The 26,376-nt window shown below is 69.7% G+C and carries 20 protein-coding genes; 15 read left to right on the top strand and 5 right to left on the bottom strand.

All coding sequences use genetic code 11. The features are described from left to right. Positions 1–406 precede the first annotated feature (406 nt). Positions 407–1,900, top strand: coding sequence for a serine hydrolase domain-containing protein (locus VGC13_RS27975; protein WP_331128622.1), 1,494 nt, complete (start codon positions 407–409; stop codon positions 1,898–1,900). A 138-nt stretch (positions 1,901–2,038) separates the two neighbouring features. Here the strand turns inward: VGC13_RS27975 and VGC13_RS27970 are convergent, their stop codons facing one another. After that, positions 2,039–3,391: a M20/M25/M40 family metallo-hydrolase gene (locus VGC13_RS27970; protein ID WP_331128621.1), complete on the bottom strand. Its 1,353-nt coding sequence runs from the start codon at positions 3,389–3,391 to the stop codon at positions 2,039–2,041. 732 nt (positions 3,392–4,123) lie between these two features. Here VGC13_RS27970 and VGC13_RS27965 point away from each other — a divergent pair. The 9 genes from VGC13_RS27965 (at position 4,124) to VGC13_RS27925 (ending at position 13,223) form a co-directional block, all read left to right on the top strand. Further along, positions 4,124–4,600: a DinB family protein gene (locus VGC13_RS27965; RefSeq protein ID WP_331128620.1), complete on the top strand. Its 477-nt coding sequence runs from the start codon at positions 4,124–4,126 to the stop codon at positions 4,598–4,600. Then, positions 4,591–5,700: a DNA glycosylase AlkZ-like family protein gene (locus VGC13_RS27960; RefSeq protein ID WP_331128619.1), complete on the top strand. Its 1,110-nt coding sequence runs from the start codon at positions 4,591–4,593 to the stop codon at positions 5,698–5,700. Before VGC13_RS27965 ends, VGC13_RS27960 begins: the two co-directional genes overlap by 10 nt. Before the next feature lie 434 nt (positions 5,701–6,134). Then, entirely contained in the window at positions 6,135–7,415 is a 1,281-nt protein-coding gene (locus VGC13_RS27955) for a pyridoxal phosphate-dependent aminotransferase (RefSeq protein ID WP_349264260.1), read from the top strand. 57 nt (positions 7,416–7,472) lie between these two features. Beyond that, a complete protein-coding gene (locus VGC13_RS27950; protein ID WP_331128617.1) occupies positions 7,473–7,931 on the top strand; it encodes a DUF1579 family protein in 459 nt (152 codons plus the stop codon). A 398-nt stretch (positions 7,932–8,329) separates the two neighbouring features. Continuing rightward, a complete protein-coding gene (locus VGC13_RS27945; RefSeq protein WP_331128616.1) occupies positions 8,330–9,517 on the top strand; it encodes a hypothetical protein in 1,188 nt (395 codons plus the stop codon). 85 nt (positions 9,518–9,602) lie between these two features. Next, entirely contained in the window at positions 9,603–9,923 is a 321-nt protein-coding gene (locus tag VGC13_RS27940) for a zf-TFIIB domain-containing protein (RefSeq protein WP_331128615.1), read from the top strand. A 208-nt stretch (positions 9,924–10,131) separates the two neighbouring features. Then, positions 10,132–10,836 carry an alpha/beta hydrolase family protein gene (locus VGC13_RS27935; RefSeq protein WP_331128614.1) on the top strand — a complete coding sequence of 235 codons (705 nt, stop codon included), beginning with the start codon at positions 10,132–10,134 and terminating at the stop codon, positions 10,834–10,836. Positions 10,837–10,916: 80 nt separating this feature from the next. Further along, positions 10,917–11,297: a hypothetical protein gene (locus tag VGC13_RS27930; RefSeq protein ID WP_331128613.1), complete on the top strand. Its 381-nt coding sequence runs from the start codon at positions 10,917–10,919 to the stop codon at positions 11,295–11,297. Positions 11,298–11,825: 528 nt separating this feature from the next. Further along, entirely contained in the window at positions 11,826–13,223 is a 1,398-nt protein-coding gene (locus VGC13_RS27925; protein WP_331128612.1) for a hypothetical protein, read from the top strand. Positions 13,224–13,985: 762 nt separating this feature from the next. Here the strand turns inward: VGC13_RS27925 and VGC13_RS27920 are convergent. Continuing rightward, on the bottom strand, positions 13,986–15,653 hold the full coding sequence (locus VGC13_RS27920) for a SpoIID/LytB domain-containing protein (RefSeq protein ID WP_331128611.1): 1,668 nt from the start codon (positions 15,651–15,653) through the stop codon (positions 13,986–13,988). Positions 15,654–18,450: 2,797 nt separating this feature from the next. Here VGC13_RS27920 and VGC13_RS27915 point away from each other — a divergent pair. Next, positions 18,451–19,104 (top strand): hypothetical protein, encoded by a 654-nt coding sequence (locus VGC13_RS27915; protein ID WP_331128610.1) that lies wholly within the window; start codon positions 18,451–18,453, stop codon positions 19,102–19,104. On the opposite strand, the gene VGC13_RS27910 is transcribed toward VGC13_RS27915, so the two are convergent. Further along, the gene (locus VGC13_RS27910; RefSeq protein ID WP_331128609.1) at positions 19,101–20,276 is read right to left on the bottom strand and encodes a polysaccharide deacetylase family protein; all 1,176 of its coding nucleotides are present in this window, start codon (positions 20,274–20,276) and stop codon (positions 19,101–19,103) included. The genes VGC13_RS27915 and VGC13_RS27910 overlap by 4 nt on opposite strands. An 8-nt stretch (positions 20,277–20,284) precedes the next feature. Here VGC13_RS27910 and VGC13_RS27905 point away from each other — a divergent pair, with 8 nt between their 5' ends. From VGC13_RS27905 to VGC13_RS27890, 4 genes are all read left to right on the top strand, one after another. Further along, positions 20,285–20,482, top strand: coding sequence for a hypothetical protein (locus VGC13_RS27905; RefSeq protein WP_331128608.1), 198 nt, complete (start codon positions 20,285–20,287; stop codon positions 20,480–20,482). Between the two features lie 30 nt (positions 20,483–20,512). Further along, on the top strand, positions 20,513–20,794 hold the full coding sequence (locus VGC13_RS27900) for a hypothetical protein (protein ID WP_331128607.1): 282 nt from the start codon (positions 20,513–20,515) through the stop codon (positions 20,792–20,794). A gap of 707 nt (positions 20,795–21,501) precedes the next feature. Next, complete coding sequence (locus tag VGC13_RS27895) at positions 21,502–21,795, top strand: GNAT family N-acetyltransferase (RefSeq protein ID WP_331128606.1); 294 nt, start codon at positions 21,502–21,504, stop codon at positions 21,793–21,795. A gap of 117 nt (positions 21,796–21,912) precedes the next feature. Beyond that, entirely contained in the window at positions 21,913–23,607 is a 1,695-nt protein-coding gene (locus tag VGC13_RS27890) for a patatin-like phospholipase family protein (protein WP_331128605.1), read from the top strand. Positions 23,608–23,814: 207 nt separating this feature from the next. Here the strand turns inward: VGC13_RS27890 and VGC13_RS27885 are convergent, their stop codons facing one another. Continuing rightward, a complete protein-coding gene (locus VGC13_RS27885; RefSeq protein WP_331128604.1) occupies positions 23,815–25,734 on the bottom strand; it encodes a DUF2207 domain-containing protein in 1,920 nt (639 codons plus the stop codon). Between the two features lie 49 nt (positions 25,735–25,783). Continuing rightward, positions 25,784–26,338, bottom strand: a complete 555-nt coding sequence (locus tag VGC13_RS27880; protein ID WP_331128603.1) for a LemA family protein — start codon at positions 26,336–26,338, stop codon at positions 25,784–25,786. Between the last annotated feature and the right edge of the window lie 38 nt (positions 26,339–26,376).

Genomic DNA, 26,376 nt, shown 5'->3' with positions numbered 1-26,376 from the left:
TCAACGGAGTTGTTTCCGTTGGCTCCGCTGGCTTCTGTGCATCTACTCCCATCAAGCGCGACGTGACTTCCTGAGGGAGCGCCCGCGGGGAGCCGGCCGATTGCACCGATGCCTGCGCGCGACCGAAGGATCTCGCCGGCAGAACCGGGAGGCCGGCTTCATCGCACCAGGACCAGCCACGCGGCGGAAACGAGATCCTTCGGTCGCGCGCAATTGACACTTGTTGTGTGGCCTCCGGTTACACGTGGCGCGCTCCCCCAGGAAGTCAGGGCGGCGCGGTCTCAAGACGTCATCTCGATTGTCAGGATGGAAGATGGTCCTTCCACCCCGCCAACCTTCCATGAATCCCCGCCATCCAATCCCGCGTAACGCCTGCGTCCCTCCTCTCCAGCCGTACACGAGCCCCATGCGAATCCATGTCGCCTTTTCTCTGGCCGCCCTGATGATGTCCGCCGTCCCCGCGCCCGCGCAGGACACCACGCTCGCCGCGCGCATCCGGCGGGTGGAGAGCGGGCTGGCCACACCCGTCGTCGTGGCCGGGCGGCCGGACCTGAACGGCGTCATCACCGACCGCATGCGGGCGCACAACACGCCGGCCGTGAGCATCGCCGTCATCAACGGCGGGCGCATCGAGTGGGCGCGGGCGTACGGAACGCTGCAGGCGGGTGGATCGGTGCCGGCGGACACGGCGACGCTGTTCCAGGCCGCCTCCATCAGCAAGCCCGTCGCGACGCTGGGAATGCTGCGGCTGATGGAGCGCGGCCAGCTTTCGCTGGACGAGGACGTGAACGGCTACCTGCGCGCGTGGCGGGTGCCGGAGAACGCGTTCACCGCGCGCGAAAAGGTGACGCTGCGGCGCATCACAAGCCACAGCGCGGGGCTCACCGTCAGCGGCTTTCCCGGCTACGCGGCGGACTCGGCCATGCCCACCACGGTGCAGATCCTGGATGGACAGCGGCCGGCCAACACGGCGCCCGTGCGGGTGGACACGCTTCCCGGCTCGCGGCTTCGCTACTCCGGCGGCGGAATGACGGTGATGCAGCAGCTGCTGGTGGACCTTACTGGCCGCCCGTTCCCCCTGTTCATGCGCGAGACGGTGCTGCTGCCGCTGGGGATGGTGCACAGCAGCTATGAGCAGGACGTGACGGCGGACCGCGCGGCGCGCATCGCCCGCGCGCACGGAGGCGACGGGTCGCCGACGCCGGGCGGATGGCACCGGTACCCGGAGATGGCCGCGGCGGGGCTGTGGACCACGCCCTTGGACCTGGCGCGGTTCGCGCTGGCCGTGCAGAGCGCCTTTGGGGGCGTGGAAGGCGGGGTGGTCTCCCCCGCCCTGGCGCGGCAGATCCTCACCCAGCAGAGTGGCGGCGCGGACGGCGGGTTCGGCCTGGGGATGGAGGTGCACCCGGTCGGCGCCGGCCTCGGATTCGGGCACAGCGGCAGCAACGAGGGCTACCGCGCGCGGATGGTCGCGTTTACCGCGAAGGGCCAGGGCGCGGTGGTGATGACCAACTCCGACGCCGGCGGCGAGCTCATCATGGAGATCCTGCGCGCCCTGGCGGTGGAGTACGGCTGGCCGGAATTCCGCCCCGTCGAGAAGACCGCCGTCGCCCTGGACCGCGACGCGCCGGCGTACGCGCCCGGCCGCTACCAGGGCACGTTCCAGGGCGAAACCATCCGGTACACCATCGAGGCGGCGGACGGAGCCCTGCGCCTGGCCAATCCCAACTGGCCGGCCCCGCGGATCCTTTATCCCGCCTCCACCACCGAAGCGCGGTTCTTCGTCCGCGAGTCGGAGCGCGAGTACACCGTCGAGCGCGACGCATCGGGCCGCGCCGTGCGCATCCGCGTCTCCGGCGGCGGCGGCGCCGAGTTCGTCGCCGAGCGCATCCCGGACTGACAGAGGCCACGTACCGGGCGGAGTCCGCAAGAAAACTACGTTGGGAGTACAGAGGAACAGAGTCAGACAGAGGAAGCGAGCTGAACTATCAGCTTGGTTCCTCTGTCTGACTCTGTTCCTCTGTACGATCATTCTTTTTCAGGACGAGAGCGCGCGGACCAGGCGGTAGAGGAACTCCTGCCCCTCGTAGTACGCCTGGATGATGATGCGCTCGTCCGGGGCGTGGGCGCGCACGTCGTCCACGTCCAGGAAAATGCCGCAGACGCCGTACATGGGGATCCCCGCCTGGCGAAAGTACAGGCTGTCCGTGGCGCCGATCCCCATCACCGGGACCACGGGCACGCCGGGCCACATCTGCTCCGTGATCCCCTCCACCGCGCCCATCACCTCCGGCGTCAGCGGCGAGGGCGGGCTGGGCTTGGCGGCGATCTCCTGCCGCACCTCCACCCGGTCGTCCGCGACCAGCTCGCGCATCAGCCGCTCCATCTCCTCCGGCGTCTCGCCCGGCAGCAGGCGGCAGTTGACGATGGCGCGCGCCGACTGCGGGATGGTGTTGTTGCTCTGCCCCGCGTCCAGCCGCGTGGCCGCCCAGGTGTTGCGCGTCATCCCGTGGTACTGCGGCACGGCGGTCAGCCGCGCGATGGCGTCCGCGTCCGCCGTCCCCGCCAGCAGCGCGCGCATGTCGTCGCCCAGTGGCCCGGTGTCGATGCGCGACATCCGCTCGAAGAACGCGCGCGCCACCTCGCCCAGCTGCACGGGGAACGCGTGCGCCGCGATCCGGCCCAGCGCCGCGGCCAGGTGGTAGATGGAGTTGTCGCCCGTGGGGAGGCTGCTGTGGCCGGCGGCGCCGCGGGCGACCAGCTCCAGGTCCAGGTACACCTTTTCGCTGGCCTGCAGGTTGTTGCTGATGCGCCACCCGCCCTTCATCCGCCCGAACCCGCCCTCGTTGATCCCCATCGCCGCGTCCACCAGGTCGCGGCGCTCGTGCGTAAGCCAGCGGGCGCCGTTGTGCTCGCCGCCCTCCTCGTCCGCCGTGAGCGCCAGGATCAGGTCGCGGTCGGGCTCCACGCCCTCGCGCCGCATGCGGATGAGGTTGGCGGTCCAGATGGACGCCATGGCCTTCTGGTCCGTGGTGCCGCGGCCGTAGAAGAAGCCGTCGCGCTCCACGAAGGCGAACGGGTCCGTGGCCCACTCCGAGGGATCGGCATCCACCACGTCCAGGTGGGCCAGCATCAGCAGCGGCCCGCGCGCGCCGGTGCCGCGCATCCGCGCCACCAGGTTCATCTTGCGAGGGTGCGGGCCAGCCAGCGTCACGTCCTCGTCCGCGAACCCCGCCTCCAGCAGCCGCCGCTGTACGGCGCGCGCGGCCAAGGTGACGTCGCCGGAGCGGTCGGTGGTGTCGATCTCGATGAGCTCGCGAAAGATGTCGCGCGCAAGCTGCCGGTATTCCTCCGGCGAGGTGGGGGCGGCGGGTTCGATCAGGTTGGGCATCGATTGCGGGCTCCGGGACGGCGCGCGGCGGACGGCCGCGCGCGAAGGTGCTGAACCTACGCCCCGCGGGCGTTTCGTCCAGACGGCGGGGGCGCTAGCTTGGGCTCCCACGGCGCCGGTGATACAGGGACCGCGATGGATCCACGGGGTTCGCGCTGCGCCGGCCGGACGCCCCCTCCGGGCTCGCATTACTCGCCCACCTCCCCCAAAACTGCTGGGGGAGGTTGGGTTTGGGGCTGGCGGCGGTGCGGGGGCACAATGGCGAATCAATTCGCTGCAACAACCACACGAAGGCCGCCTGCGCGGGCTGGCGGCTCCGCGGTACGGGCACGTATCTGCCACGTGGCGGGCTGGAGGTTGCAACCAATGTATTGTGGCGGTGTCGGCTGGCTTATGCCTGGAATCTGCGGCAACACCCAACCTCCCCCAGCATTGGGGGAGGTGCGAGCCTAAGCGAGCGGAGGGGGCGCCTGCGGAACGGCACTCCGCCAGCCGGAACGCAATCGAATTCTCCCCTTTCTCCCGCTCCGCGGGGGAGAGGGGCCGGGGGAGAGGGGCCCCGTCGGACGCCAGCTCAATGCTTGTCGTCGAGCCACAACCCCGTCCCTACCCAACCTCCCCCAGCATTGGGGGAGGTGCGAGCCTAAGCGAGCGGAGGGGGCGCCCGCGCCGCGGCATCCGAAGCGGATCGAACGCTCCTCCCTCTCCACCACCACTCCCGATCCTCCGCCCATGACCGAGAACGAGAACCTCCGCGCGCACCTGGGGCGCCTGCTGGACTGGCAGGACGCGCACGCCAGCTTCGACGCCGCGGTAGAAGGCATGCCCGCTGCGATGCAGGGCGTCCGCCCCGCGGGGCTCCCCTACTCCGCCTGGGAGCTGCTGGAGCACCTGCGGTTCACCCAGTGGGACATCCTGGAGTTCTGCCGCAACCCGGCGTACGCCGAGCCCAGCTGGCCCGCCGACTACTGGCCGTCGTCCTCCACCCCGCCGCGCGCGGAGTCGTGGGACGAGAGCGCCGCCACCTTCCGCGCCGACCGCGAGGCGCTCAAGCAGCTGGCGGCGGACGACACGCTGGACCTGTTCGCCCAGATCCCGCACGGCACCGGGCAGACGTACCTGCGCGAGCTGCTGCTGGTGGCCGACCACAACGCCTACCACGTGGGCCAGCTGGTGGCCGTCCGCAAGCTGCTGGGCGTGTGGAAGTGACGGCGCCCGACGTCGAGCGCCTGCGCGCGTGGAGCTACCGCCGCCAGCGTCTGGCCGAGCCCGCGGACGACGCGATGGACGCGCTGCGCGGGGTGGTGGCCGTCTACAGCAGCCATCCCTCCGCGCCCCTGTCGCTGCTCTGCCGCACCCGCTCGTTCGGCGCAAAGTGGCTGTCGGAGGCGGAGGAGGCGCGGCGGGTGGTGCGGCTGTCCGGGCCGCGCGGCTCCATCCACCTGATGCCGGTGGATACGGCGCCGCGCATCTTTGCCGCGGTGCGGCTGCCGCTGGAGAAGTTCGCGGGGAACCTGGCGTACGCCAAGATCGAGCTGGGCGAGTACGAGTGGCTCAAGCGCCGCATGCCCGAGCTGCTGCGCGAGCCCATGACACCCGCGGAGGCGCAGGAGGCGTTCGGGATGCGCGCCAACCTGATGACGGCGCTGCGGGTGATGGCGTACGAGGGACTGGTGCTGCGCCTGGGCGGCAGCCTGCGGACGGACGTGCTGCGCTACGTTTCGACTGAAGCGTGGCTGGGGCATCCGCTGGAGGAGCCGCACCCGGAGGCGTCGCTGCGGTGGCTGGCGGCGGAGTACCTGCGCGCGTTTGGCCCGGCGCGGGTAAAGGACGTGGCGTGGTGGATGGGAAGCAGCCAGAAGCGCGCGGCCGAGGCGCTGCACGACGCGGAGGTGGTGGACGTGGGCGGCGGATACCTGCTGCCGGCGGATGATGAGGCGGCGTTCGCGTCCGTCCCGCCGATCGACGCGGACGCCGTGGCCGTGCTCCCCAAGTGGGACGCGTACACCATGGGCTACGCGCCGGACGGCCGCCAGCGCTTCGTGGCGGACGAGCACCTGCCGCTCGCCTACAGCAAGGCCGGCACGGGCGGCGCCGGCGCCACGTCGGGCGATGGGAATCCGCTGATCCTGCAGGGCGGGCGCGCCGTGGCGGCCTGGTCGCACAAGTTCACGGGGGACAAGATGACGGTCACCGTGACCCCGTTCGAGCCGCGCGCCCTCGATTCCCTTCCCCTCGACCCCCTCTTCGACGACGTCGGCCGCCTGCTCGGCGCAAAGTCGATCGATGTGACCAATCAGGATCCGTAAAAGATGATCGGCACTCGGAGGGAGCAGAGGACACAGAGACAATCTCCCCTCTGTGTCCTCTGCGGCCTCTGCGTGAGAACCATCTTTTTGCCGGGACTCGAAAGGCTCGCGCGCGGCCCCCCGCTCGACAGGCCGCACCGTTGCCGGGAAAGATTCTTCAGTCGGCGCTACGGTTGGGCGCGAGAAGAAGGCGTGGCGCGGCGCCTCCTTCAGAATGACACGGGGTCCGGCTGCATCCGCGGATGCCGAGTCCAGTCCGGGAGTTCGTGCGCAGGCCACGGATTTGCCCGGTGTGGTGTGACACGGTGGTCTGCTTGCATCCCCGGATGCCGCGCCCAGCCTGGGAGTTCGTGCGCAGGCAACGGATTTGCCCGGTGTGGTGTGGGGGGTTAGACTCCCCTCGACAGAACCGAACATCCACCGAATCCGGGCTGATGGAACGCAGACGTATATCCGTGGCACCGCCCACCGTACCGGGCTTTCGCGCGGTGCCCTTTACCGGCGTCATCTACGTGATGGCCGAGGCGTCGCGGCTGGGGTACGCGTACGGCCATCCGGACTGGTGCAACCTGGGCCAGGGAATGCCCGAGACGGGCGCCCTTCCCGGCGCGCCGCCGCGCGTGCTCGAGGCGCCCATCACTCCGGCGGACCAGGAGTACGCGCCCGTCGCCGGCATCCCGGAACTGCGCGCCGCCGTCGCCGCGCTGTACAACCACCTGTACCGGCAGGGCAAGGCGTCGCAGTACACCGCCGACAACGTGTGCATCTGCGGCGGCGGACGGCTGGGGCTCACCCGCACGGTGGCCGCGCTGGGCGAGATCAACCTGGGCCACTTCCTCCCCGACTACACCGCCTACGAGGAGCTGCTCAACATCTTTCGCGCCTTTACCGCCATCCCCATCCTGCTCGAGGGGAACGACGGCTACCGCTTCGACATGGGGCGGCTGGAGCGCGAGATCACGGGCCGCGGGCTGAGCGCGCTGCTGCTCTCCAATCCATCCAATCCCACCGGGCGCACCATCCGCGGGCTGGAGCTGGCGTCGTGGGTAGAGGCGGCGCGGCGGCTGGACTGCACGCTGCTGCTGGACGAGTTCTACTCGCACTACGCCTGGTGCGCCACGCCCGACGAGGAGGGGCTGGTGAGCGCCGCCCGCTACGTGGAGGACGTGGACATGGACCCCGTGCTCATCATGGACGGGCTCACCAAGAACTGGCGCTACCCCGGCTGGCGCACCACCTGGGTGGTGGGGCCTCGCTCGGTGATCGACGCGGTCACCAGCGCGGGGTCGTTCCTGGACGGCGGCGGCAGCCGGCCGCTGCAGCGCGCCGCCATCCCCCTGCTGGACCCGGCGCACGTCCGCGCCGAGACGGCGGCCATCCGCGCCACCTTCCTGCGCAAGCGGCGCATCATCACCGACGGGCTGCGCGCCACGGGAATGCGGCTGGACGTGGAGCCCGAGGGCACCTTCTACCTGTGGGCGGACCTGTCGGGGCTGCCGGCGCCGCTCAACGACGGGATGGAGTTCTTTCAGGCCGCGCTGGAAGAAAAGGTAATCTGCGTGCCGGGCGAGTTCTTCGACATCAACCCCGGCAAGCGCCGCAGCGGCCGCAGCTCGCGCTTTCGCACCTACGCGCGCTTCTCGTTCGGGCCCGAGGAGGCGTCGGTGGCGGAGGGGGTGCGGCGCATCGCCGAGATGGTTGAGCGGGCACGCTGAAGCATCGTTTTATCAACATCTTGCACGGTTTTACCTCACCTGGATTCGGGAGACACGATGGCGGTTCTGGATGGACTGATCGCCTGCGCCGGGACGTGGCAGGGCACCAGCACGCTGCAGGACCCCACCTCGGGGATGGCCGAAGAGTCGCCGTCCACCGCCACGGTGACTCCGGTGCTGGACGGGCGCTTCGTGCGCGTGGACTACACGTGGAGCTACGGCGACAAGCCGCAGGAGGGCTCGCTGCTGATCGGATACCAGCCCAAGGCCGAGACGGCCACGGGGCACTGGATCGACACCTTTCACAACAGCGACAAGGTGATGGCGTGCGCCGGGACGGTGGCGGAGGACGGCCCGCTCTCCGTCCGCGGCTCCTACCCGGCGCCTCCCGGACCGGACTGGGGCTGGCGCATCGACGTGCTTCCCGAGGGCGACACGCTGCGCATCGTGCACTACAACATCTGGCCCGAGGGCAAGGAAGAGCTGGCCGTGGACTCCCGCTACACGCGGGCGTAGGCGACGGGGGCCATCGCGCCTCCCTCCGCGATTGACTTCCTGAGGGAGGCGCCGCCCGCAACCTGCTGATACGCCGTAGTTTGGCGCCGACCGAAGGACCTCGCCAGCAGAACGACGGGGCTGGTCCCGTGCCCTGATCGGGCCCCTGCGCCACCGAGACGAGGTCCTTCGGTCGCGCGCAGGCGGCGGTGTGACTTCCAGTTACACGTGGTGCGCTCCCTCAGGAAGTCAGGCTCTGGTGTGACTTCCTGGACATGGCGGCACTCGCTGAAGCAGTCGCGGTCTCTCTCGCATTCAGCCTGTAGCGACTCTCAGAGCGTGGAACCGGACGCGGGGCGCGCAGGTACCAGCGCCCCGCATCCACCGGCGCCCGTCAACCCCACCCCGCGAAAGCGTGCATGCGCAACCGCTTCCCTGCCCCGGCCTGGATCGATCGCGCGCTCCTCGTTCTGATGGCGATGGCGCTCGCGGCGCCGCTGCACGGGCAGCCCGCGCGGTGGACGGCGGTCAGCGTGGGCGACGACCACGCCTGCGCGCTGGATGCGGCGGGCCGCGCCTGGTGCTGGGGCTACAACCACTCCGGCCACCTGGGCGCCCGCACGCCGGAGCACTGCGGCATCGTGAGCGAGAGCGGACATCGCGCCTGCTATCCCACCGCCAGCGAAACGGTACCGCTCCCCGCCGGCGGAGAGATGCGCTTCGCCCGCCTGGCCGCGGGGCGCTACGTCACCTGCGGCCTGGACGCCCAGGGCGCGGCGTTCTGCTGGGGCCAGCCGCTGGGGCCGCCCTCCGCGTACACGAACCGCTGCCTGGATGGCGCCTGCAGCTTTGCGCCGGTGCCGCTGGAGGCAGGAAGCCGGTTCGCCGCGCTGGACATGGGCGCGCGGTGCGCCGTGCGGCGCGAGGGCACGGCTCTCTGCTGGGGACACGACTTCCGCACGTCGGGCCGCGCGGTGAAGCCCTGGCCTGGGCAGGCGCTCGTGGAGGTGGACGGCGACCCCGAGACGTCCTCGTACTGCGCGGTCGCGGTGGACGGCCGCGCGTTCTGCCAGGGCCGGCCGGAGTTTGGCTTTCTGGGCACCGGCAGCCGCGACTCGGCGTCGCAGGGGACGGCGGTGGACCATCCCGCGCGGTTCACGCAGGTGGCGGTGCTGGGTTGGTGGGCGTGCGGGGTGGACGTGGAGGGCGCGGCGCACTGCTGGGGCGCCGCCGGCTATGACGACGCCACGCGGGACAAGCCCACGCGCGACGGCTTCGAGCGGTGCGAGCGGTGGGGCACGCAGACGTGGTGCAACACGCGCCCGGCACCGGTGGCGGGCGACCTGCGGTTCCGGTCCGTCACCGCCATGCGGCGGGGCAGCATGCCGGGGTTTGTCGAGATGGTGGGCCTCACCGCGGACGGCCGGGCGTACCTGTGGGACGGGGCCCGCGCGCCGCGGCCGTGGAACCCGGACCGCCGCTGGGCATCGGTGGCCGCGGGCGACTGGGGCCAGTGCGGTGTCACCACTGGCGGCGAGCTGTTCTGCTGGGGACGCGACCCGCACGAAGTGGTGCAGGGCCGCATTCGCCACCCGGACGCACGCTGAAGGCGGCTTGGGCTGGACGGGGTCCCTGCGGAGGTGCCAGTATAGGGGTGCAGACCGGCAAGAACCCCTGGACGTGAGGATGACGATGAAGTGTCCCGTGTGCCTGCAGCCCGACCTGGTGATGTCGGAGCGGCAGGGTATCGAGATCGACTACTGCCCCCAGTGCCGCGGCGTGTGGCTGGACCGGGGTGAGCTGGACAAGATCATCGAGCGCTCCGCCGCCGCGCCTCCCGCCGCGCCCGCGCCGCCGCAGCCGCAGCCCGGCTACAATCAGCAACCCGGCTACGCGCAGCCGCCCGCGTACGGCGGAGACCGTGGGCATCACAAGAAGTACGACGACGACTACCACGGCGGCTACAAGAAGAAGCGAAAGGGCTTTCTGGGGGACATCTTCGACTTCGACTGACCAATCGCCTCGCATGGAGTCCGCGGAGTCGACGGAGGGCCTGTCCTCCGCTGACTCCGTTGACTCTGTGTGAATTCCCCCCCTGCTGCGCAGACCCTTGCTTACGGAACTTGGGCCAGCAGTAGCGGCATCCGGCCCGCCCTTGCCAGCTATTCCCTGTTCCCTGTTCCCTATTCCCTGTCAGGCCTTCTTTTCAGGATCCAGACGCGTGTCCATCACCTTCCAGACGCGGACCGTCAACGGCGTCCCGCTCCTGCTCGCCATTCCCGGCGATGTGGATCCGCCCCTGCCGGCGGTGCTGTGGTTCCACGGCTTTGGCGTGGACAAGGAGACGCACCGCAAGGAGCTGGACCAGCTGGCGCGGGCCGGCTTCCTGGCCGTGGGGGTTGATGCGGCCGGCCACGGCGCCCGCCGCCTTGCCGACCTGGACGAACGCCAGGCCGCGCCGCACGCGCAGGCCCTGCGCACGATGATCGAGCTGGCGTCGCGGACGGCGGACGAGGTCCCCGGCGTGGTGCGGGCGCTGGTGGACGAAGGACTGGCGGACGGCGGGCGGGTGGGCGTCGTGGGCATATCCATGGGCGGATACGTGGTCTACCGCGCCGTGCTGGTGCACCCCGCCCCGCGCGCCGCCGTGGCGATCCTGGGCTCGCCGGAGTGGCCGGAGGGCGACAGCCCGCACCGGCACCTGGACGGATTCCGCCACACCGCGCTCCTCTCCATCACAGCGGAGCGGGATGAGAACGTGCCCCCCGCCGCCGCGCGCGAGCTGCACCGCCGGCTGGCGGAGACGGCGCCGGGCTCGATCCATCGCTACGTGGAGCTTTCCGGCGCCGTGCACCTGATGGGCGAGGAGCACTGGAACCAGGCGATGGAAGAAACCGTACGGTGGCTGGACCTTCACCTTCGCTGACCATGCCCAGGAAGCACCCGCGCGGCTCGCGAGCCCCCGGACGCAGGAACAACCAATTCCATCCGCCTCCCGGCGCACCCGTGGCGGACGCCCAGGAGGGCGGCTCCGGGCTCGAGGACGCCGCTACGGGCAAGGCGGCGCGCCGGCCCATCATCAGCGAAGCACTCCAGACGTATCTCTTCCTTCTCTTCGCCGGCGCGGTGATGCTCTGCCTGGGCGTGTGGGCGAGCTGGTGGACGCTCCTCTCGCTGCGCCGCGGCTGGTTCGAGGAGGGCGAGGGCGTCATCATCTACGCGAGCCAGGAGCCGGTCTGGTTCTACACCGCGACCGTCCTGCTTGCCGGGATGTCGCTGGGCAGCGCCTGGCTGGGCGCGCAGATGATGTGGTACGCGCGCGACGAAAGCCGCCTCACCGCCCGCTGGCCCAGGCTCCCGGCCAAGGGGCGGCGCGGGAGCCGGTAAGCGCAAGATTGAACACGGCACGCGAACAGGTTTGCTTTCTCACGCCCCGGACTGCCTCTTGCGGCGGCTTGTGGGCGTCCCTGAGCCGACCCCTCATCCCGGAGCATCGCCATGTCGCGTTCATCCCTCCGCCTGCCCCGTGTTCTCTCCGCCCTCACCGTGGCTGGAATGCTCGGCTTTGGCGCGCGCTCAGCGCTGGCGCGGCCGGCGCAGTCGTGTCCGCTGGTAAGCGAGGGCATGCACAATCTTACCTGCAGCGTCGGGCCGGCTGGCAACGCGTACTGCGACGGGGAGTGCAAGCGGATTCATGGCGAATATTCGGTCGGGGAATGCTTCCAGGAGAATTGTTGCCTTTGCGCCATCTGACGCGCAGCGGGATCGCGAAGCAAAGCGGCGGGCCGAGTGAATCGGCCCGCCGCTTTCTGCATTCTCAGCCCGGAAACGAAACACTTGGATAGGGTGCCGCAGACGCATACATTGGCAGTCCCTCCGTTCGTTGCCCTCCATAATGCTTCCCCCATACCGATGATGAATCCCATTCACCGCACATTCCGGAACGCCCTCTTCTACCTCATCGTCATCGCCAGCGCAACGCTGAGCTTGGCCAGCATCGTCGTTGTGATGGAGTTGAATGGAGCCGAGTCCGCACCGGCCAGCGTCTCCACGGAGAAGCTGGAAGCGTCGCTCTCCGGGCTGTACCAGGCTACCAGGCAGCGGCACAACGCTCCCCTCCCGCAAACCGACAGCATCACCCTGCGTACCGCCGCGACGGCCGCGGCGGCGGCAAACGCAACCGTTCGCACCCATACTCTGCTGGCCCTGTATCGCAGACATCAGGCGGTCGTGGCGCAGTGGGAGGCGCGCACGGCAGCCGTGATCGCTGACGTGGGACAAATGGAGACGGTTGCCAAGGCCACGTACGCAGTGGAAAGCGGCCGCCCCGGAGTTCCCGAGCGGGAACGCCGGTTTCTCGCGCTGAGTGACTGGTATCAAGGACAGACGCAAACGGCCAACGCATACCTCGACTCCGGCCGCATGGCGCTGGCTGACGTGAACATCGCGCTGGCATCGCTTCAGGACCCGCGGCCGCAAGCCGATTTCGACCGGCAGGCAGATTCGGTACGCACAAAGCTCAACACGGCATATGTGCTGGTGTCGCACCAGCCCGGGTTCAAGCCTTTCCCGGGCCGGGAACCCGTCCAGGCAGATCAGAACCGCGTTGCCGGCGGCAGGCCGTGGTATGTACGCGTGTGGAATTCGCGCCCTCGCCCAATCACGGAGCTATCCAGCTGGCTGCGGACCGAGCGGTCGCTGGAGTTGGCTTCGCTGGTCGGCATGCTGGGGTTCGGACTACTGGGCGCCGCGGCCTCTACGGTGGTGCGTCGAAAGCGGGCCGGGACAACGGCGGAAGACCCGATCAGCGACGATCTCAGCAACCTGCTGCTGAGTGGCGTGTCGGCAGCGCTCGCGACGTACCTGGCGGTGAAGGGGGGCTTGGCGGTGGTCTCATCCGAAGGCGCGCTTCCCAACGCCTACCTGCTCCTGCTGACCTGCTTTGTGGCCGCCGTATACTGGGAAGAGGCCTGGGAGCGCGTTCGGGTGCTGATCCAGGGACGGCAGGGACAGCCAGCGAATCAGCAGCAAGGGAATGGGCAGGAAGCTCCCGTAGCGCCTGCGCAGCCGAACGGTGCGCGAGCCGGCCAGCAGGCCGCTCCCAGCGAGGCAGTGGGGAAGGTCCAGGTATTCGAGGTGGTTGACAGCCCCACGCCAGCCAGCCCCGCAAACCCTGACCCCAACCCCGGAATTGCTCCCCCAGAAGGGGACAACGCACTCAATCCCGTTCTCCGGAGCGAAGCGACGACCATTCAGGAAGGGGCGGTTCCCGCCGGGGCGAACGAGGCCGCAGCACCCAAAGCGGATGGATAGGTCCGCCAGTGCGGACCCTGCCTTCGTGCAGCACTCCTGATCCGCGGAGAACATGGCGGCAACCTGTCCACGGGAAAGCGGCGGGCCGAGTGAATCGGCCCGCCGCTTTCCTTTATCCGCCCGTCACGGCATCCCGGTGAGTCCGCACAAGGCCGGTTTCATACCAAACCTGAGAGGTGTTGCTAAACCCCCAGGCTCACAGAGAAGCGATGACTTCCTGAGGGAGCGCACCACGTGTAACAAGAAGCCACACACCGCCTGCGCGCGACCGAAGGATCTCGTCCGCCTTCGCGAAGGACCGTCCTCCGGGCGCGGCAGCCGGCCCCTCGGTTCTGCCGGCGAGATCCTTCGGTCGGCGCCAAGGTCCATCGTACCCGCAGGTTGCGTAGCGGCGCCTCCCTCAGGAAGTCAATCGCAGGGCGAGGTTTGGCAACACCCTCTGGGGAAGCACCTGTCATTCCGAGGGAGCGCCCACCCCGTACGCTCGGGAAAACAGCGGAGCCAGCTGGCGCGACCGAAGAATCTCCCTCCCCTCGCGCGGAGCCCTTCCCGGGCACAGCCCGGGAGCCCCCGCGTGACGGAAAGATCCTGCCGTTCCCGACAAAGATTCTTCAGTCGGCACCACACTCCGGGGCGGGCAGAGAGCACTGCGCGGTGCCTCCCTCAGAATGACCGTTTGACTGGTTTCGTATCACACGGAGCAAGCGGAGTGGTTTTCCTCTGCTCCCTCTGCGTGAGACGATTCTTTTGCCGGAGCCGGCATCACGCGGACGTGCAGTCGTACGGGTCCGTGGCCGTGGTGATGATCGGCGAGATGCCGTCGCGGCGCGTGCCCGCCTTGACCTGCAGCACGATCCCCGTGTAGTACTTCTGCAGGATCTGCTGATAGGTGTGGCCCGCGCGCGCCATCCCCACCGCGCCCGTCTGCGCCATCCCCGCGCCGTGCCCGTTGCCGCCGCCGTACACGCGGTAGCCCGTGAGCGCGCCGGACGAGTTCGTCAGCCGCTCCACCACGAACAGGGTGCTGGGCAGCAGGGTGGGCACGCCGGAGCTGTTGATGTACGGCATCGCCGCGCGGATGGCGGTCCCCGTCTCCGTAAACGTGCCCGCGTCCGTGACGAACTGCACCTGCGTCGCGCGGCCGCTGGTGCCGCTGCGGGAGAGGACGTTGATGGCCGTGACGTTCCCCACCGGCTGGTTGGCGAAGTCGCCCACCACGCAGCTCATCTGCGCCATCGTCCAGGTGTAGTTCCAGCGATGGAAGCCGTGCCACGTGGCGTAGCCCCCCGTCCACGCGGGCGTGCGCAGGTCCGTCAGCAGCGCGCTCACGGACGGAAGCTCCTGCCCCGGCGGCGCGTCCCACACGCTGCGCAGGTACGCGTCGGTGCCGGTGAACACGTCTTCCACGTTGGACGTCTTTCCGCCGCTGGTGGCGTAGAACAGCGCGTTGATCAGGTTGCCGTTGTAGGTGGCCACGATCCCCGTCGTCGCGTTCACCGCGGCCGTGCTGATGCTGTGCTCCGCCGCCGAGCCGCCGTACACCTGGTCCTGCACGGTGGCCACCAGGTCGTAGCCGTTGTTCCAGTGCTTGCCCAGGTTGCCGGCCGCATACGTGCGCGCCGCCACGGCCTGCGCCTTCTGCGCCTCGGCCTCGGGGTACTGCACGGGCCCCAGCTCACGCGGCACCACGCCGTACAGGTACTCCTCCATGGGCACGTCGTTGATGCCGGCCAGCGTTCCCGACGCGCCGCGCATGACCTCGGCGATGCCGCGGTACTGCACGCCGCCGATCAGCACGCGCGCCGTGGACGCCACCGTGATGCGCGGCTGGGCGCGCGAGCTGGCCGACGTGCCGGTGCTCTTGGTGGTGACGTAGCGCGGCTCGTTGACAGGCGTGGTCACCGTCTTCCAGAGCGCGGCGGAGGTCGCCAGGCCGGCGTTGATCACGTTCTGCTTGTAGGTGCTCTCGGCCGCGGCGTCGATGGGGAGCGGCCGCTCACCGATGTACACGCGCCAGCAGCTGGCGCTGGACACGTACTCCCAGGCGCTGGGAAAGCCCGCCGCGTTCCCCGCCGCCACGCGCTGGTCGCGGTCGGTGGCGCTGGTGGTGCACACCACCTGCAGCCGGCGGTTGTTGGTGGGCACCGAGACGCCCGAGTTCCAGGTGACGGTCACCTGCTCGTTGGCCAGGCCGGACACGAGGTACGCGTTGGAGCCCTTCTCGCGCACGTCGTACGCGACCGTCGCGCCGATCTTGACCGACGCCGCGCCCGTCACGGTGCCGATGCGGATGCGGCCGGTGTACGGCTCCACCGCGTGCGACGGGCCCGCCGAGGGCGCGGCCGAGGGCTGCGTGGGGGTGCCGTCCGCGCAGGCGGCGGCCGCCGCCAGCAGTGCGAACAGCGCGATTCGTGAACGTGGTGAGTGCATCTGCACCGCCTCCGGGTGTGTGGGGGATGTGGGGATGAGAGAAAGGCCAGGGTTCGGCACGCGCGGTGGCATCCGCCGCGAAGGCGGATGCCGGGGGCTTCCCTTCGAATGTGCCGGTGGTGCCTCCGGTGATGCAAAAGATGCGCTCCACTCCGTCCGTATGCGAGTGCCCAGGGCCTCGCATCGAGCGGCCGGAGCCTCAAAAGATTGGCCTCACACGGAGTTAACGGAGTTTGCGGAGTTGGTGAGAAGAGCATCCTGGACTATCGCCTGAAGGGCAAATCATCGACAAAGGATGTCACCTCCAGATCAGAGTTGCACCCATCGCTGTGATGTCAGCACCTTGGCAACCGCTGTCATTCCGAGGCCCGCCCGCGCGGAACCTGCCTCTACTCCACTGGTTGCAGGGCCGAGGAATCTACCGTCGGCACGCGCGAGGGCGGTCGCGGCAGCCCGCACTATCGCCGCCGGGACACCCACAGCCGGACAGGGCCGGGTCCGGGGCGCCGCGACAAGCCACCAGGAGTCGGAAAGTAGATTCCTCAGTCGGCGCCAGAGTACTCCGTAAAGGCGGGACTCCGCGTGGTGCCTCCTTCGGAATGACAGATTGTCGCGAGGAATGAGATGAGTATCCCCGCAACCTGTCCTTATCCCGGCACCACTGTCATTCCGAGGCCCGGCCGCGCGGAACCTGCCTCCACTCCACCGGTTGCAGGGCCGAGAAATCTACCGTCGGTCTGCGTGAGGCCGGTCGCGGCAGCCCGCACCATCGCCGCCGCAACACCCACAGCCGGACAGCGCCGGGTCCAGGGCGCCGCGACGGGCCACCAGGAGCCGGAAAGTAGATTCCTCAGTCGGCGCCAGAGTACTCCGTAAGGCGAGACTCCACGTGGCGCCTCCTTCGGAATGACAGATTTCGCGAGGAATGAGATGAGTATCCCCGCAACTATCCTTATCCCGGCAACCGCTGTCATTCCGAGGCCCGCCCGCGCGGAACCTGCCTCCACTCCACCGGTTGCAGGGCCGAGGAATCTACCGTCGGCACGCGCGAGGGCGGTCGCGGCAGCCCGCACCATCGCCGCCGGGACACCCACAGCCGGACAGGGCCGGGTCCGGGGCGCCGCGACAAGCCACCAGGAGTCGGAAAGTAGATTCCTCAGTCGGCGCCTGAGTACTCCGTAAGGCGGGACTCCGCGTGGCGCCTCCTTCGGAATGACAGATTGTCGCGAGGAACGATTATCCCGGCAACCGCTGTCATTCCGAGGCCCGCCCGCGCCGAACCTGCCTCCACTCCACCGGTTGCAGGGCCGAGGAATCTACCGTCGGTCCGCGCGAGGGCGGTCGCGGCAGCCCGCACCATCGCCGCCGGAACACCCACAGCCGGACAGCGCCGGGTCCGGGACGCCGCGACAGGCCACCAGGAGCCGGAAAGTAGATTCCTCAGTCGGCGCCAGAGTACTCCGTAAAGGCGGGACTCCGCGTGGTGCCTCCTTCGGAATGACAGATTGTCGCGGGGAACGAGTATCCGGCAACCTGTCCTTATCCCGGCAACCGCTGTCATTCCGAGGCCCGCCCGCGCCGAACCTGCCTCCACTCCACCGGTTGCAGGGCCGAGGAATCTACTGTCGGCACGCGCGAGGGCGGTCGCGGCAGCCCGCACCATCGCCGCCGCAACACCTACAGCCGGACAGGGCCGGCCGGGTCCGGGACGCCGCGACAGGCCACCAGGAGCCGGAAAGTAGATTCCTCAGTCGGCGCCAGAGTACTACGTAAGGCGGGACTCCGCGTGGCGCCTCCTTCGGAATGACAGATTGTCGCGAGGAACGATTATCCCGGCAACCGCTGTCATTCCGAGGCCCGGCCACACCGAACCTGCCTTGGCTTCACCGGTTGCAGGGCCGAGGAATCTACCGTTGGTCCGCGCGAGGGCGGTCGCGGCAGCCCGCGCGATTGCTGCGGTGGCGAAACAGCGGGACAGGGCCAGTCCGGGGCGCCGCGACAAGCCACCAGGAGCCGGAAAGTAGATTCCTCAGTCGGCGCCAGAGTACTCCGTAAAGGCGGGACTCCGCGTGGCGCCTCCTTCGGAATGACAGATTGTCGCGACGAGACAGTATCCCGAAACCACTGTCCATTCGATGACCGCCCGAGGTGCAGCGCAACTTTGCCATCGACGCGCACCGATAAGAAAAAAGCACCACCGGCACAAGGCCGGTGGTGCTTTTGTTCTGCCGCTCCCTGACGCGATGGCCGCAAGGGTCATCCCGCCGACGCGGAAGATTTCGCCTAACGAATCGGCTCAGGCGCCGATGCGGCGATCGCTTGCCCGGGTCAGGTTGCAGGCAGCATTGGTCATGGACAAGAGATCACCTCCTTCAGCTCGGGTTGAACATAGGGCATGAACACCGCGAGAGCCCTCGGGCCCCCATGGTCCGCGCCGGCGTCCTTCCGAACGCCGCCGTGGCCCCCGCGCCACCGTGAGCGGCGCTGATGGAAATAAGATAAACCAGTTCCTGGATTCGCGCAACCCCTGTGTGAGGACGCGTTTAGGAGGGGTCCCGGCGGAGGGCTTCTCGCCGCTTCCGTCGCCGCCCAGTCGCTCCCCGGGAGCGACTGAACTCGCCGCAACGACAGCGGAAAGCCCCACAAACGGCGCGGGGCTGCGCGTCGGATCGTCCGTCGCGGCGGATGATCATCATCCCGATCCGAATCCCCCAGCCCGGATCCCGACGCGCGGGCAAGCTCTTTGCGCGCCGATTGGGCCCATCCAATTCGTCCCCCCGCATCCCCCGAATCAGCCATGACCACGACCATTGCCGCGAGCGTCAATCCGTTCGCCGGAATGCACCCCGTCACCGCGTCACCGCGGGAGCTGGAGGCGGTGCACCGCGCCACCGAGACGGCGCTGCGCGAGGCGCCGTACTACACCGAGCGCTTCGGGGAGCGCAGCCGGCTGTTCGGCGGCAGCGACGGCGGGTGGCTGGTGACGCTGTGCGGCGGCGACGCCGACTACGTCGAGCGGCAGGTGCTGTGGCTGGGCCGCGTGCTGTCGGCGCGCGGCGTGCCCCGCTGGCTGCTGCAGCGCTACCTGCTGATCCTGCACGACGAGCTGGCGGTCAGCGTTCCGGACGCGGGCCCTCGCTGCGCCGCGCTGCTGCACGCCGCCTCGCTGCTGCACGACCTGCAGCGCCGGCACATGGGAGAGATGGACGCGCGCACCCTTGCCGACGCCTTCGAGCTTCGCGCGGACGCCGCGTGGTCCGCGCGGCTGCCGGGGATGGGCCGCATCCTCGTCGGCGCGGTGGCGGACGAGGCGGACGGCATCACCGGCGCGGTGGGGAGCGTGACGGAGTGGGCCGCCGACCCCGCCCGCTTTCCGGCACGCTGGGTCTTTGCCGTGCACGCCACCGTCGAGGAAGCGCGCGGGCGGGTGCGCCGTAGCTTCGCGGGCTAGTCCCTTCCGCCGGGCGCCGCGGTGGTGTCGGGCGGCGGCGCGGGGCGGAACGCGGCGATGGGATCGCCGATCCAGTTCAGCATTCCCGGCGAGGCGTAGCGCAGCGCCCCGCCCCCGCGCGTCATGAGCGCGTAGCTGATGACGGCGCGCCCCGGTGGATAGTGCCGGCCCATGTAGCCGGCCAGGTCCAGCCACACGGTGTCGCCCGCCACGCGCAGGTCCTCGGCCACCGGGCGGCTCACGTAGCTGCGCCCGGACGCGTCCGCCGTGATGGCGAACAGCTCCAGTCCGTCCGGCACGGACTCGGTGGCCAGGAACGCCACCTGCCCGGCCACCTCGCCGTCCGCGGTCAGCGGGCGCAGCGTGGGCCGGTAGTGCGCGCCGCCCAGCACGTACTCGCGAAAGAGCGCCGGGTCCACGCCGCCCATGATGAGCATCCGCGGCAGCAGGGCCGATCTTCCGTCCCAGTAGCCGGGATTCACCGTGTGCAGGTAGCGGTAGCCCCCCGCCAGCGCCTCCGCGATCTCCGCCGTGTAGTGGCCAAAGGGAAAGGCGAAGTCGTACCGCGCCGACGCCTGCGCGCCCTCGCCCAGCAGCCGCGTGGAGCGCACGAGCGACGCGGCCACCTCCGTCCCCGAGCCGGGCAGGCTGCGGTGCTGCCAGCCGTGCGCCGCCACCCGGTGCCCCGCGCGCGACAGCCGCTCCAGGTCCGCCGCGTCCATGAAGCGTTCGTCGCCGCCGCCGGTGCGGGCGGGGATGATGAAGAAGATGCCGCGGAACCCGTGGCGCTCCAGGATCTCCGCCGCGCGCAGCTGGCCCCGGGTCCCGTCGTCGAAGGTCAGGATCACCTGCCGCCCGCCCCCGTCCGCCCCGATCCGCACCTCTTCCGGAAACGCCGAACGAAAGCCGTTCTCGGCCATGAACACCACCATCTCCTCGAACGCCGCGTACGACTCGGTGAGCGAGCCCGGCTCGGGCGAGACGGAATCCGCGAAGCCGTGCCACGCCAGCACGGGAACGCCCCCCGGCGTACATCCCGCGGCGCACTCCCGCATCGCCCGCGCGTCGGAGCGGGACGGCATCGCGAGCGCGCAGAGGACGATCGAGCCGAACAGGGGAAGCCAGCGCAGAGTTCTCTGGCAAAGGCTCGCGATCAGGTGCGTCTGGAGCATGGATACGGATGGAGAAGCGTTGTCGTCAGGCCGCGTGGACGGCGGCCGGTTGTCCGCAATCCTACGCCACCGTCCACACGCCGCGCCAGCAGCAGAGGGAGAACGGCAGGATGATCCGCACTGCTGCTCTGCTGCTCGACGTGGACGCCATCTTTTGCCGGATCCGGCGAAAGGCAGAAGTCTTGCTCGTCGAACCGCAGCGATGAGATCACAAGCTCGGCCGATGGGAGGAGAGGATGTCGCGTGCGTTCGTAAAGGAAGATTCGGGATTCGTGCCGCCGGGGCAGTTCGGGCTGCCCGCGCGCGACGATCCGCGCTTCGATGCGGCGGCGGCGCGTGCGCTGCTGGAAGCCGCGCGCGACGGCAACACGCCCAGCGCGGAATCCGCCACCGGCTACCGCTGGGGCGAGCCGCGCCTGCACCGCCACGTCCGCAAGCTCCTTGAGAAAGCCGAATCACTGCCGGAAGAGGAGCAGGACCTGCGCTACATCCGCGTCGCCCGGCGGTTTTTAGGATGATATGGGGATGAGCGGATGTTGATGAGCGGATGGTAGATGAGCGGATCACGGTCGAGCGGGATCGGGCGATGAGCGGGATAGCGGACGAGCGGATCGCGGACGAGCGGGATCGGGTGATGAGCGGATGAATCCGCTGCTGGGAAGGCGACAAGCCCCGTCTCGGCTCGCTCCGCTCGCCGAACGGGGCTTCAACTGCGGAAAAGGCGTTACCGCGGGGACTGGGCGCGGCGACGGGTCACGAGAATTCAGATGGTAGATTCCTCAGTCGCGCGCCGGCTTCTGCGATGCAGAGCGCATTGCGCGGCGCTCCTTCGGAATGACAGTGTGGTGTAGCCACCTGTCCATGTCCGGAGCGCGATCGAATTCTCCCCTCTCCCCGAGGAACGAGGGGGGAGGGGCCGGGGGAGGGGGCCCCCGCGGGCGCAGTGCGACGCCGTTCGCCGAGCCTCCGCCCCGCCCCACCACACTGGCGTAGGTAACCACCTCCCATCCATCCGGAGCGGGACCGAATTCTCCCCTCTCCCCGAGGAACGCCCCGAGGAACGAGGGGGAGGGGCCGGGGGAGGGGGCCCTGTCTGGCGCAGTGCGACCGCTTCGCCGCGCCCGAATCCTTCTTACACGACCTCACCGACGCCCCGTGGTCCGGCGGTTGCGCAGGGGCGCGGGCGGAGGATGCATGGCGGCGCACACAACGACGTGGAGGATGGATGGCGGACGAACAGGGCGGGGTTACCGACAACACGCAGCAGAGCCGCTTCGAGATGACCGTGGAGGGGCAGACCGCGCTGCTGCAGTACATGGAGCGAGACGGCGCGCTCTATCTGACGCACACCGAGGTGCCCACGGAGCTGGAGGGGCGCGGCATCGGCAGCCGCATCGTGAAGCACGCGCTGGAGCAGGCAAAGAGCCGCGGGATGAAGGTGGCGCCGTGGTGCGCCTTCGTGCGCGCCTACATCGACCGCCACCCCGAGTACGAGGAGCTCGTGGTCCAGGGCGAGTAGCGCGCGCTCTCCATCAGCCACTTTGCGCCGGCGGACAAGCAAATCATTGACGGACGGGAGAACGGGACCGACACTATGCGTCGTCACCCATCTCCCTTCCCGCCGTCCGGAGCTCCCATGTCCGACCTCCCCGCCCCGCCCGCGTCATCGTTCCCCCCATCCACCCCCCTCTCCGCCTCGGACACCGCCCCCCGATCCGCCCCCGAGCCCTTCGACCCGCGGCACCCGCTGGGCAAGCTGGCCCTGTCGCTTTCGGGCGGCGGCTACCGCGCGGCGGCGTTCCACCTGGGCACCCTGCGGATGCTGGACCGCGTGGGGCTGCTGCCCAGCGTGGTGGGGCTCTCGACCGTGTCGGGCGGCACCATCTGCGGCATGGCGTGGGTGGTGAGCATGATCGAGGGAAAGCCGTTCAGCGACTTCCACGGCCGCTTTTCGCGCTACCTGATGAGCAACAACGTCATCGGCGAGGCGCTGGAGGGGCTGCGGAGCGAGCGCGAAAGCGGCCAGTGGGCCAGCCTGATCCGCGCCGCGGCCGACGTGTACGCGCGCGACGACTTTCTGGGCGACCGGCGGTTCGCCGAGGTGGAGGATGCGCAGGGGCTGCAGCTGGAGGAAACCATCTTCAACTCCACCGAGTTCCACACCGGCCTGGACTTTCGCTTTCGCCGCACCGGGAACCCGCGCGGCTTCCTGGGCAGCTCCAGCTACCGGCTTCCCCGCAAGGTGGCCCGGCACATCCGCCTGGCCGACATCGTGGCGGCGTCGTCGTGCTTTCCCGGCGGATTCGAGCCGCTGGTGTTTCCGCAGCAGTTCCGCTGGCCCGCGCAGTACCCGCTACAGTCGGCGCTGGACGACCTGGGCGAAAAGTTCGCGGGCGGGCTGCCGCTGATGGACGGCGGCGTGTACGACAACCAGGGCGTCGAAAGCCTGCTGACGGCGCTGCGCGAAACGTCGGCCACCACGCTGATCGTGTCGGACGTGAGCGCGCGCAACAAGCAGATGTACGACGTGCCCAGGGTGCCCGCCAGCCGCGGCGTCATCACGCTGCAGTGGGTGTGGCGGCTGGCGCTGCTGCTGCTCGTGCTGGCCCTGGTCTCCGGCGGCGTGCTGCTGTGGCACGGCTGGGTGGCGGCGCGCGACGGTGACTGGCGGCCGCTGGACTACCTGCTGTACTGGGTGCCGGGACTGCTGTCGGCCGGGGTGGGCATTGGCCTGTGGTGGGCGCGCCGGCGGCTCAGGGAGGGCAACCGGATGCTGGAAACCAGCGTGGACGTGGAGGCATGGCCCAGCCTGCGCAGGCTGACGGTGCCGGAGTTCACGCAGATGCTGGTGCTGCGCGCCACCTCGGTGCTGGCGCTGACCTCCAGCGTGTTCATGGCCCGCATTCGCCGCATGGTCTTTGGCCTGGTGTGGAACGACCCCGCGTACGAGGGGAAGCGCGTGGCCAACCTCATCTACTCCATGGCCAAGCCGGACGCCCCGCTCTTCGAGCGGTTTCCCTGGCTGCGTCCCAACGGCGAGATGGTGAAGCTGGCGGAGACGGCCGAGGCGATGGGCACCACCCTGTGGTTCAACGAGCCCGCGGAGTTCCACATGCTTCAGCGCGCGGGCGAGGCCACCCTCTGCTTCGTGCTCCTCAAGCTCATCGTGGAACACAGGTCCGCCCGGTACGAGACGCCCGATTCGGACCTGTACGACATCTACACGCGCCTTCGCGAGCAGTGGGACGGCTTCAACGGCGCCGTGGCCGCCGCGGCCCCCGCCGCGCCGCGCGTCCCCAGGCGTTCCGGGCCCAGCATCTGGGGGACGTGAGCGGGTGAAGGGGTGAACGGGTGAAGGGGTGAAGGGGTGAGCCCTGAACCTGAATACCGGATCCTGAAAGAGAATAATCGTACAGAGGAACAGAGTCAGACAGAGAAAGCGAGCTGAAATATCAGCTTGGCTCCTCTGTCTGACTCTGTTCCTCTGTACTCCTGAAGGTGTTGTTTTCCCGGATGCGGTACCAGGAAGTCCTGTGCTTCAGAACCCGCTGCCGCCCCCGCCGCCGCTGCCTCCGCCGCTGGATCCGCCACCGCCGGAGCCGGACGAGCTGGGGCTGGACGTCATGGTGCTGGACGCCGAGCTGGTCATGGTGCTCATCCGCGACGTAAAGGTAGACGGACGGAAGGTGCCGCGGCCGGTGCCGCTGTACCAGTCCGGCGGCTCGCGATACAGGTCGTCGAACGCCTTGCTCCACCGCGCCTCCACCCCGAACGCCATGGCGTGCGGCAGGTACCGCTCGAACATCTCGGGCGAGGTGATCATCATCCGGTAGCGGTCGCTCTCCACCCGGCTCAGGAACTCGCGAAAGCCCAGCGCCGCCTCGCGTGCCCGCGCCCCGGCCGGCGTACGCGCCGGCATCACCCGCCCAAAGATGAACAACAGGACGGCGCTGATCCCCGCGCCGACGATCAGCGCCACCGGCGACGCCCACGCCGAGCCCTCGCTGAACCCCGCGCCCACCCCGCCCAGCACCAGCACCGCGATCGCCAGCCCCAGCCAGTTGCCCTTCACCTTGTCGGGCCGGTGCAGGTAGTAGCCGCGCGCCTGCAGGCTCCCGTAGATGGCGTCCTGGATGCCGGGGACGGACTTGTAGAAGCGGTTCTGCAGGTCCGCCAGCCGCACCGTCTCGGTGGGGCGCGAGCCGGCCGCCGCCAGCCGCGCCGAAACGGCCTCGCGGTCCAGCTCGCCGCCGGCCGCGTGCACCCGCCGCGCCTCGTCGAAGGTGGCGCGGACGTCGTCCCACGCCGCGCCCGACGTGCTCGCCACGCTGAACAGCGCGGTCAGGAACAATTCCTCGTGCTTCGCCAGCCCGCTCCACTCCTCGCGCGGCCTGCGCAGGTGAAACACGTACTCGGTGCTGCTGATGAGCCCCAGCAGGTGCTTCTCCTCGCGCTCCTCCACGCCCACGTAGCCGCGCACCGCCAGGTCCACCAGCGTGCTGATCACGTCGCTCATCTCGGCGTCGTGGTCGATCAGCGTTCCCAGCTCCGCGGGCGTCATCCCCTCCGGCGGCTCGTACGCCACCGTGATGGATTCCGGTTCCGGGTCACGCCCGCGGCGCCGCCACGCCCGCATCGCCAGGCCAAAGACCAGGATGGGGAGCGCCAGCGGCCACATGCGGAACGCCTCCGCGCGCCGGTGGGCCCGGAGCGCGGCCTGGTGCTGCGCCTCGGTGGGGCGCGTAGAGACGGAGCCCGGGGGCCAGCCGGCCGCCACCGTCAGCCCCTCCCCCTGTGCCAGCGGGCGCGTGGCCGTGAAGGTGACCACGCGTAGGGCCGAATCCACCCGCACCTCCGCGTCGCGCCCCGTGTCGCCCGCGTAGCCGGTGTAGGCGGCCCACCGCGAGGGGAGCACGGCCCCGGGAAGGATGATGCGCGCCTGCACCCGCTCGATGGGCATCGTCCAGTCGTTGCCCGTCACGTTCCAGTACAGCTCGTCGAAGCTGACGGACTCCTCGCCCGCGACGACGCTGTCCTTTGCGAAGTAGAAGCGGATGGCGTTGCGCACCCGGTAGCGGATCATCACCGTGCGCTCGGCGTTGTGCGCGCCGGGGATGAAGATACGCAGGCGGTGCATCCATCCCTCCGGCTCTTCCTCCATCCGCAGCGGCTGGCCGCCCCCGTCCGTGACGGAGACCACCTCCACGTCCAGCTTCTGGCGGTTGCCGTTGGCGTCGTTGTGCTGCAGCGACAGGTCGCGCAGGATGCCGTTCCACCTGCCGGTAAAGGCGAAGCGGATGGCCTCGGTGACCTCGACGCTGCCGTCGCGCTGCACCAGCAGCTCCGCGTCGAAGCCGCGGATGACGATGGTGCTGTCCTGCGCGGCCGCCGGCGCGGCCAGCGCCAGGAGCAGCGCGCCGATCAGGAAAAGTGCGCGGCGCATGGGCGTGCGGGGCATGGGAATGCGGATGGGCGGGCGCGGCGGTCCCGGCCGCGCCCGGCGTGCGTCAGAAGCGTACGCTGGGAACCTCGCGCTCGGCCGGCGCGGCCTCGAAGAACTCGCGCGGCTGAAAGCCCATGGGCCCGGCCAGCAGGTTGCTGGGAAAGGTCATGATGGCGGTGTTCAGGTCGCGCACCACGGCGTTGTAGTAGCGCCGCGCGTTCTGCACCGCCTCTTCGATGCCGCCCAGCTGCGCCTGCAGGTCGCGAAAGCCGCCGGACGCCTGCAGCTCCGGGTACGCCTCGGCCGTCACCGTCAATCCGCGCAGCGCCGACGTAAGCCCCGCCTCGGCCTCGGCGCGGGCGGCGGGTCCGGCGCCGGCGCTGGCCACCACGCGGCCGCGGGCCGCCGTCACCGCGTCCAGCGTCTCGCGCTCGTGCACGGCGTAGCCCTTGACCGTCTCGACCAGGTTGGGGACCAGGTCCGCGCGGCGCTTCAGCTGCACGTCGATGTCGGACCAGGCGTTCTGCGCGCGCAGCCGCAGACTCACCAGCCGGTTGTACAGCACGATGAGGGCGATCGCGATCAGCGCGACGACGGCGAGGACGATGATGAGCGTCATCTGCGGACTCCGGGCGGGGGTGTGGCTCGGCCCGCCGG

This window comes from Longimicrobium sp., assembly GCF_036399255.1.
Classification (GTDB): Bacteria; Gemmatimonadota; Gemmatimonadetes; order Longimicrobiales; family Longimicrobiaceae; genus Longimicrobium.
This window is presented reverse-complemented; position numbering and strand designations above follow the sequence as displayed.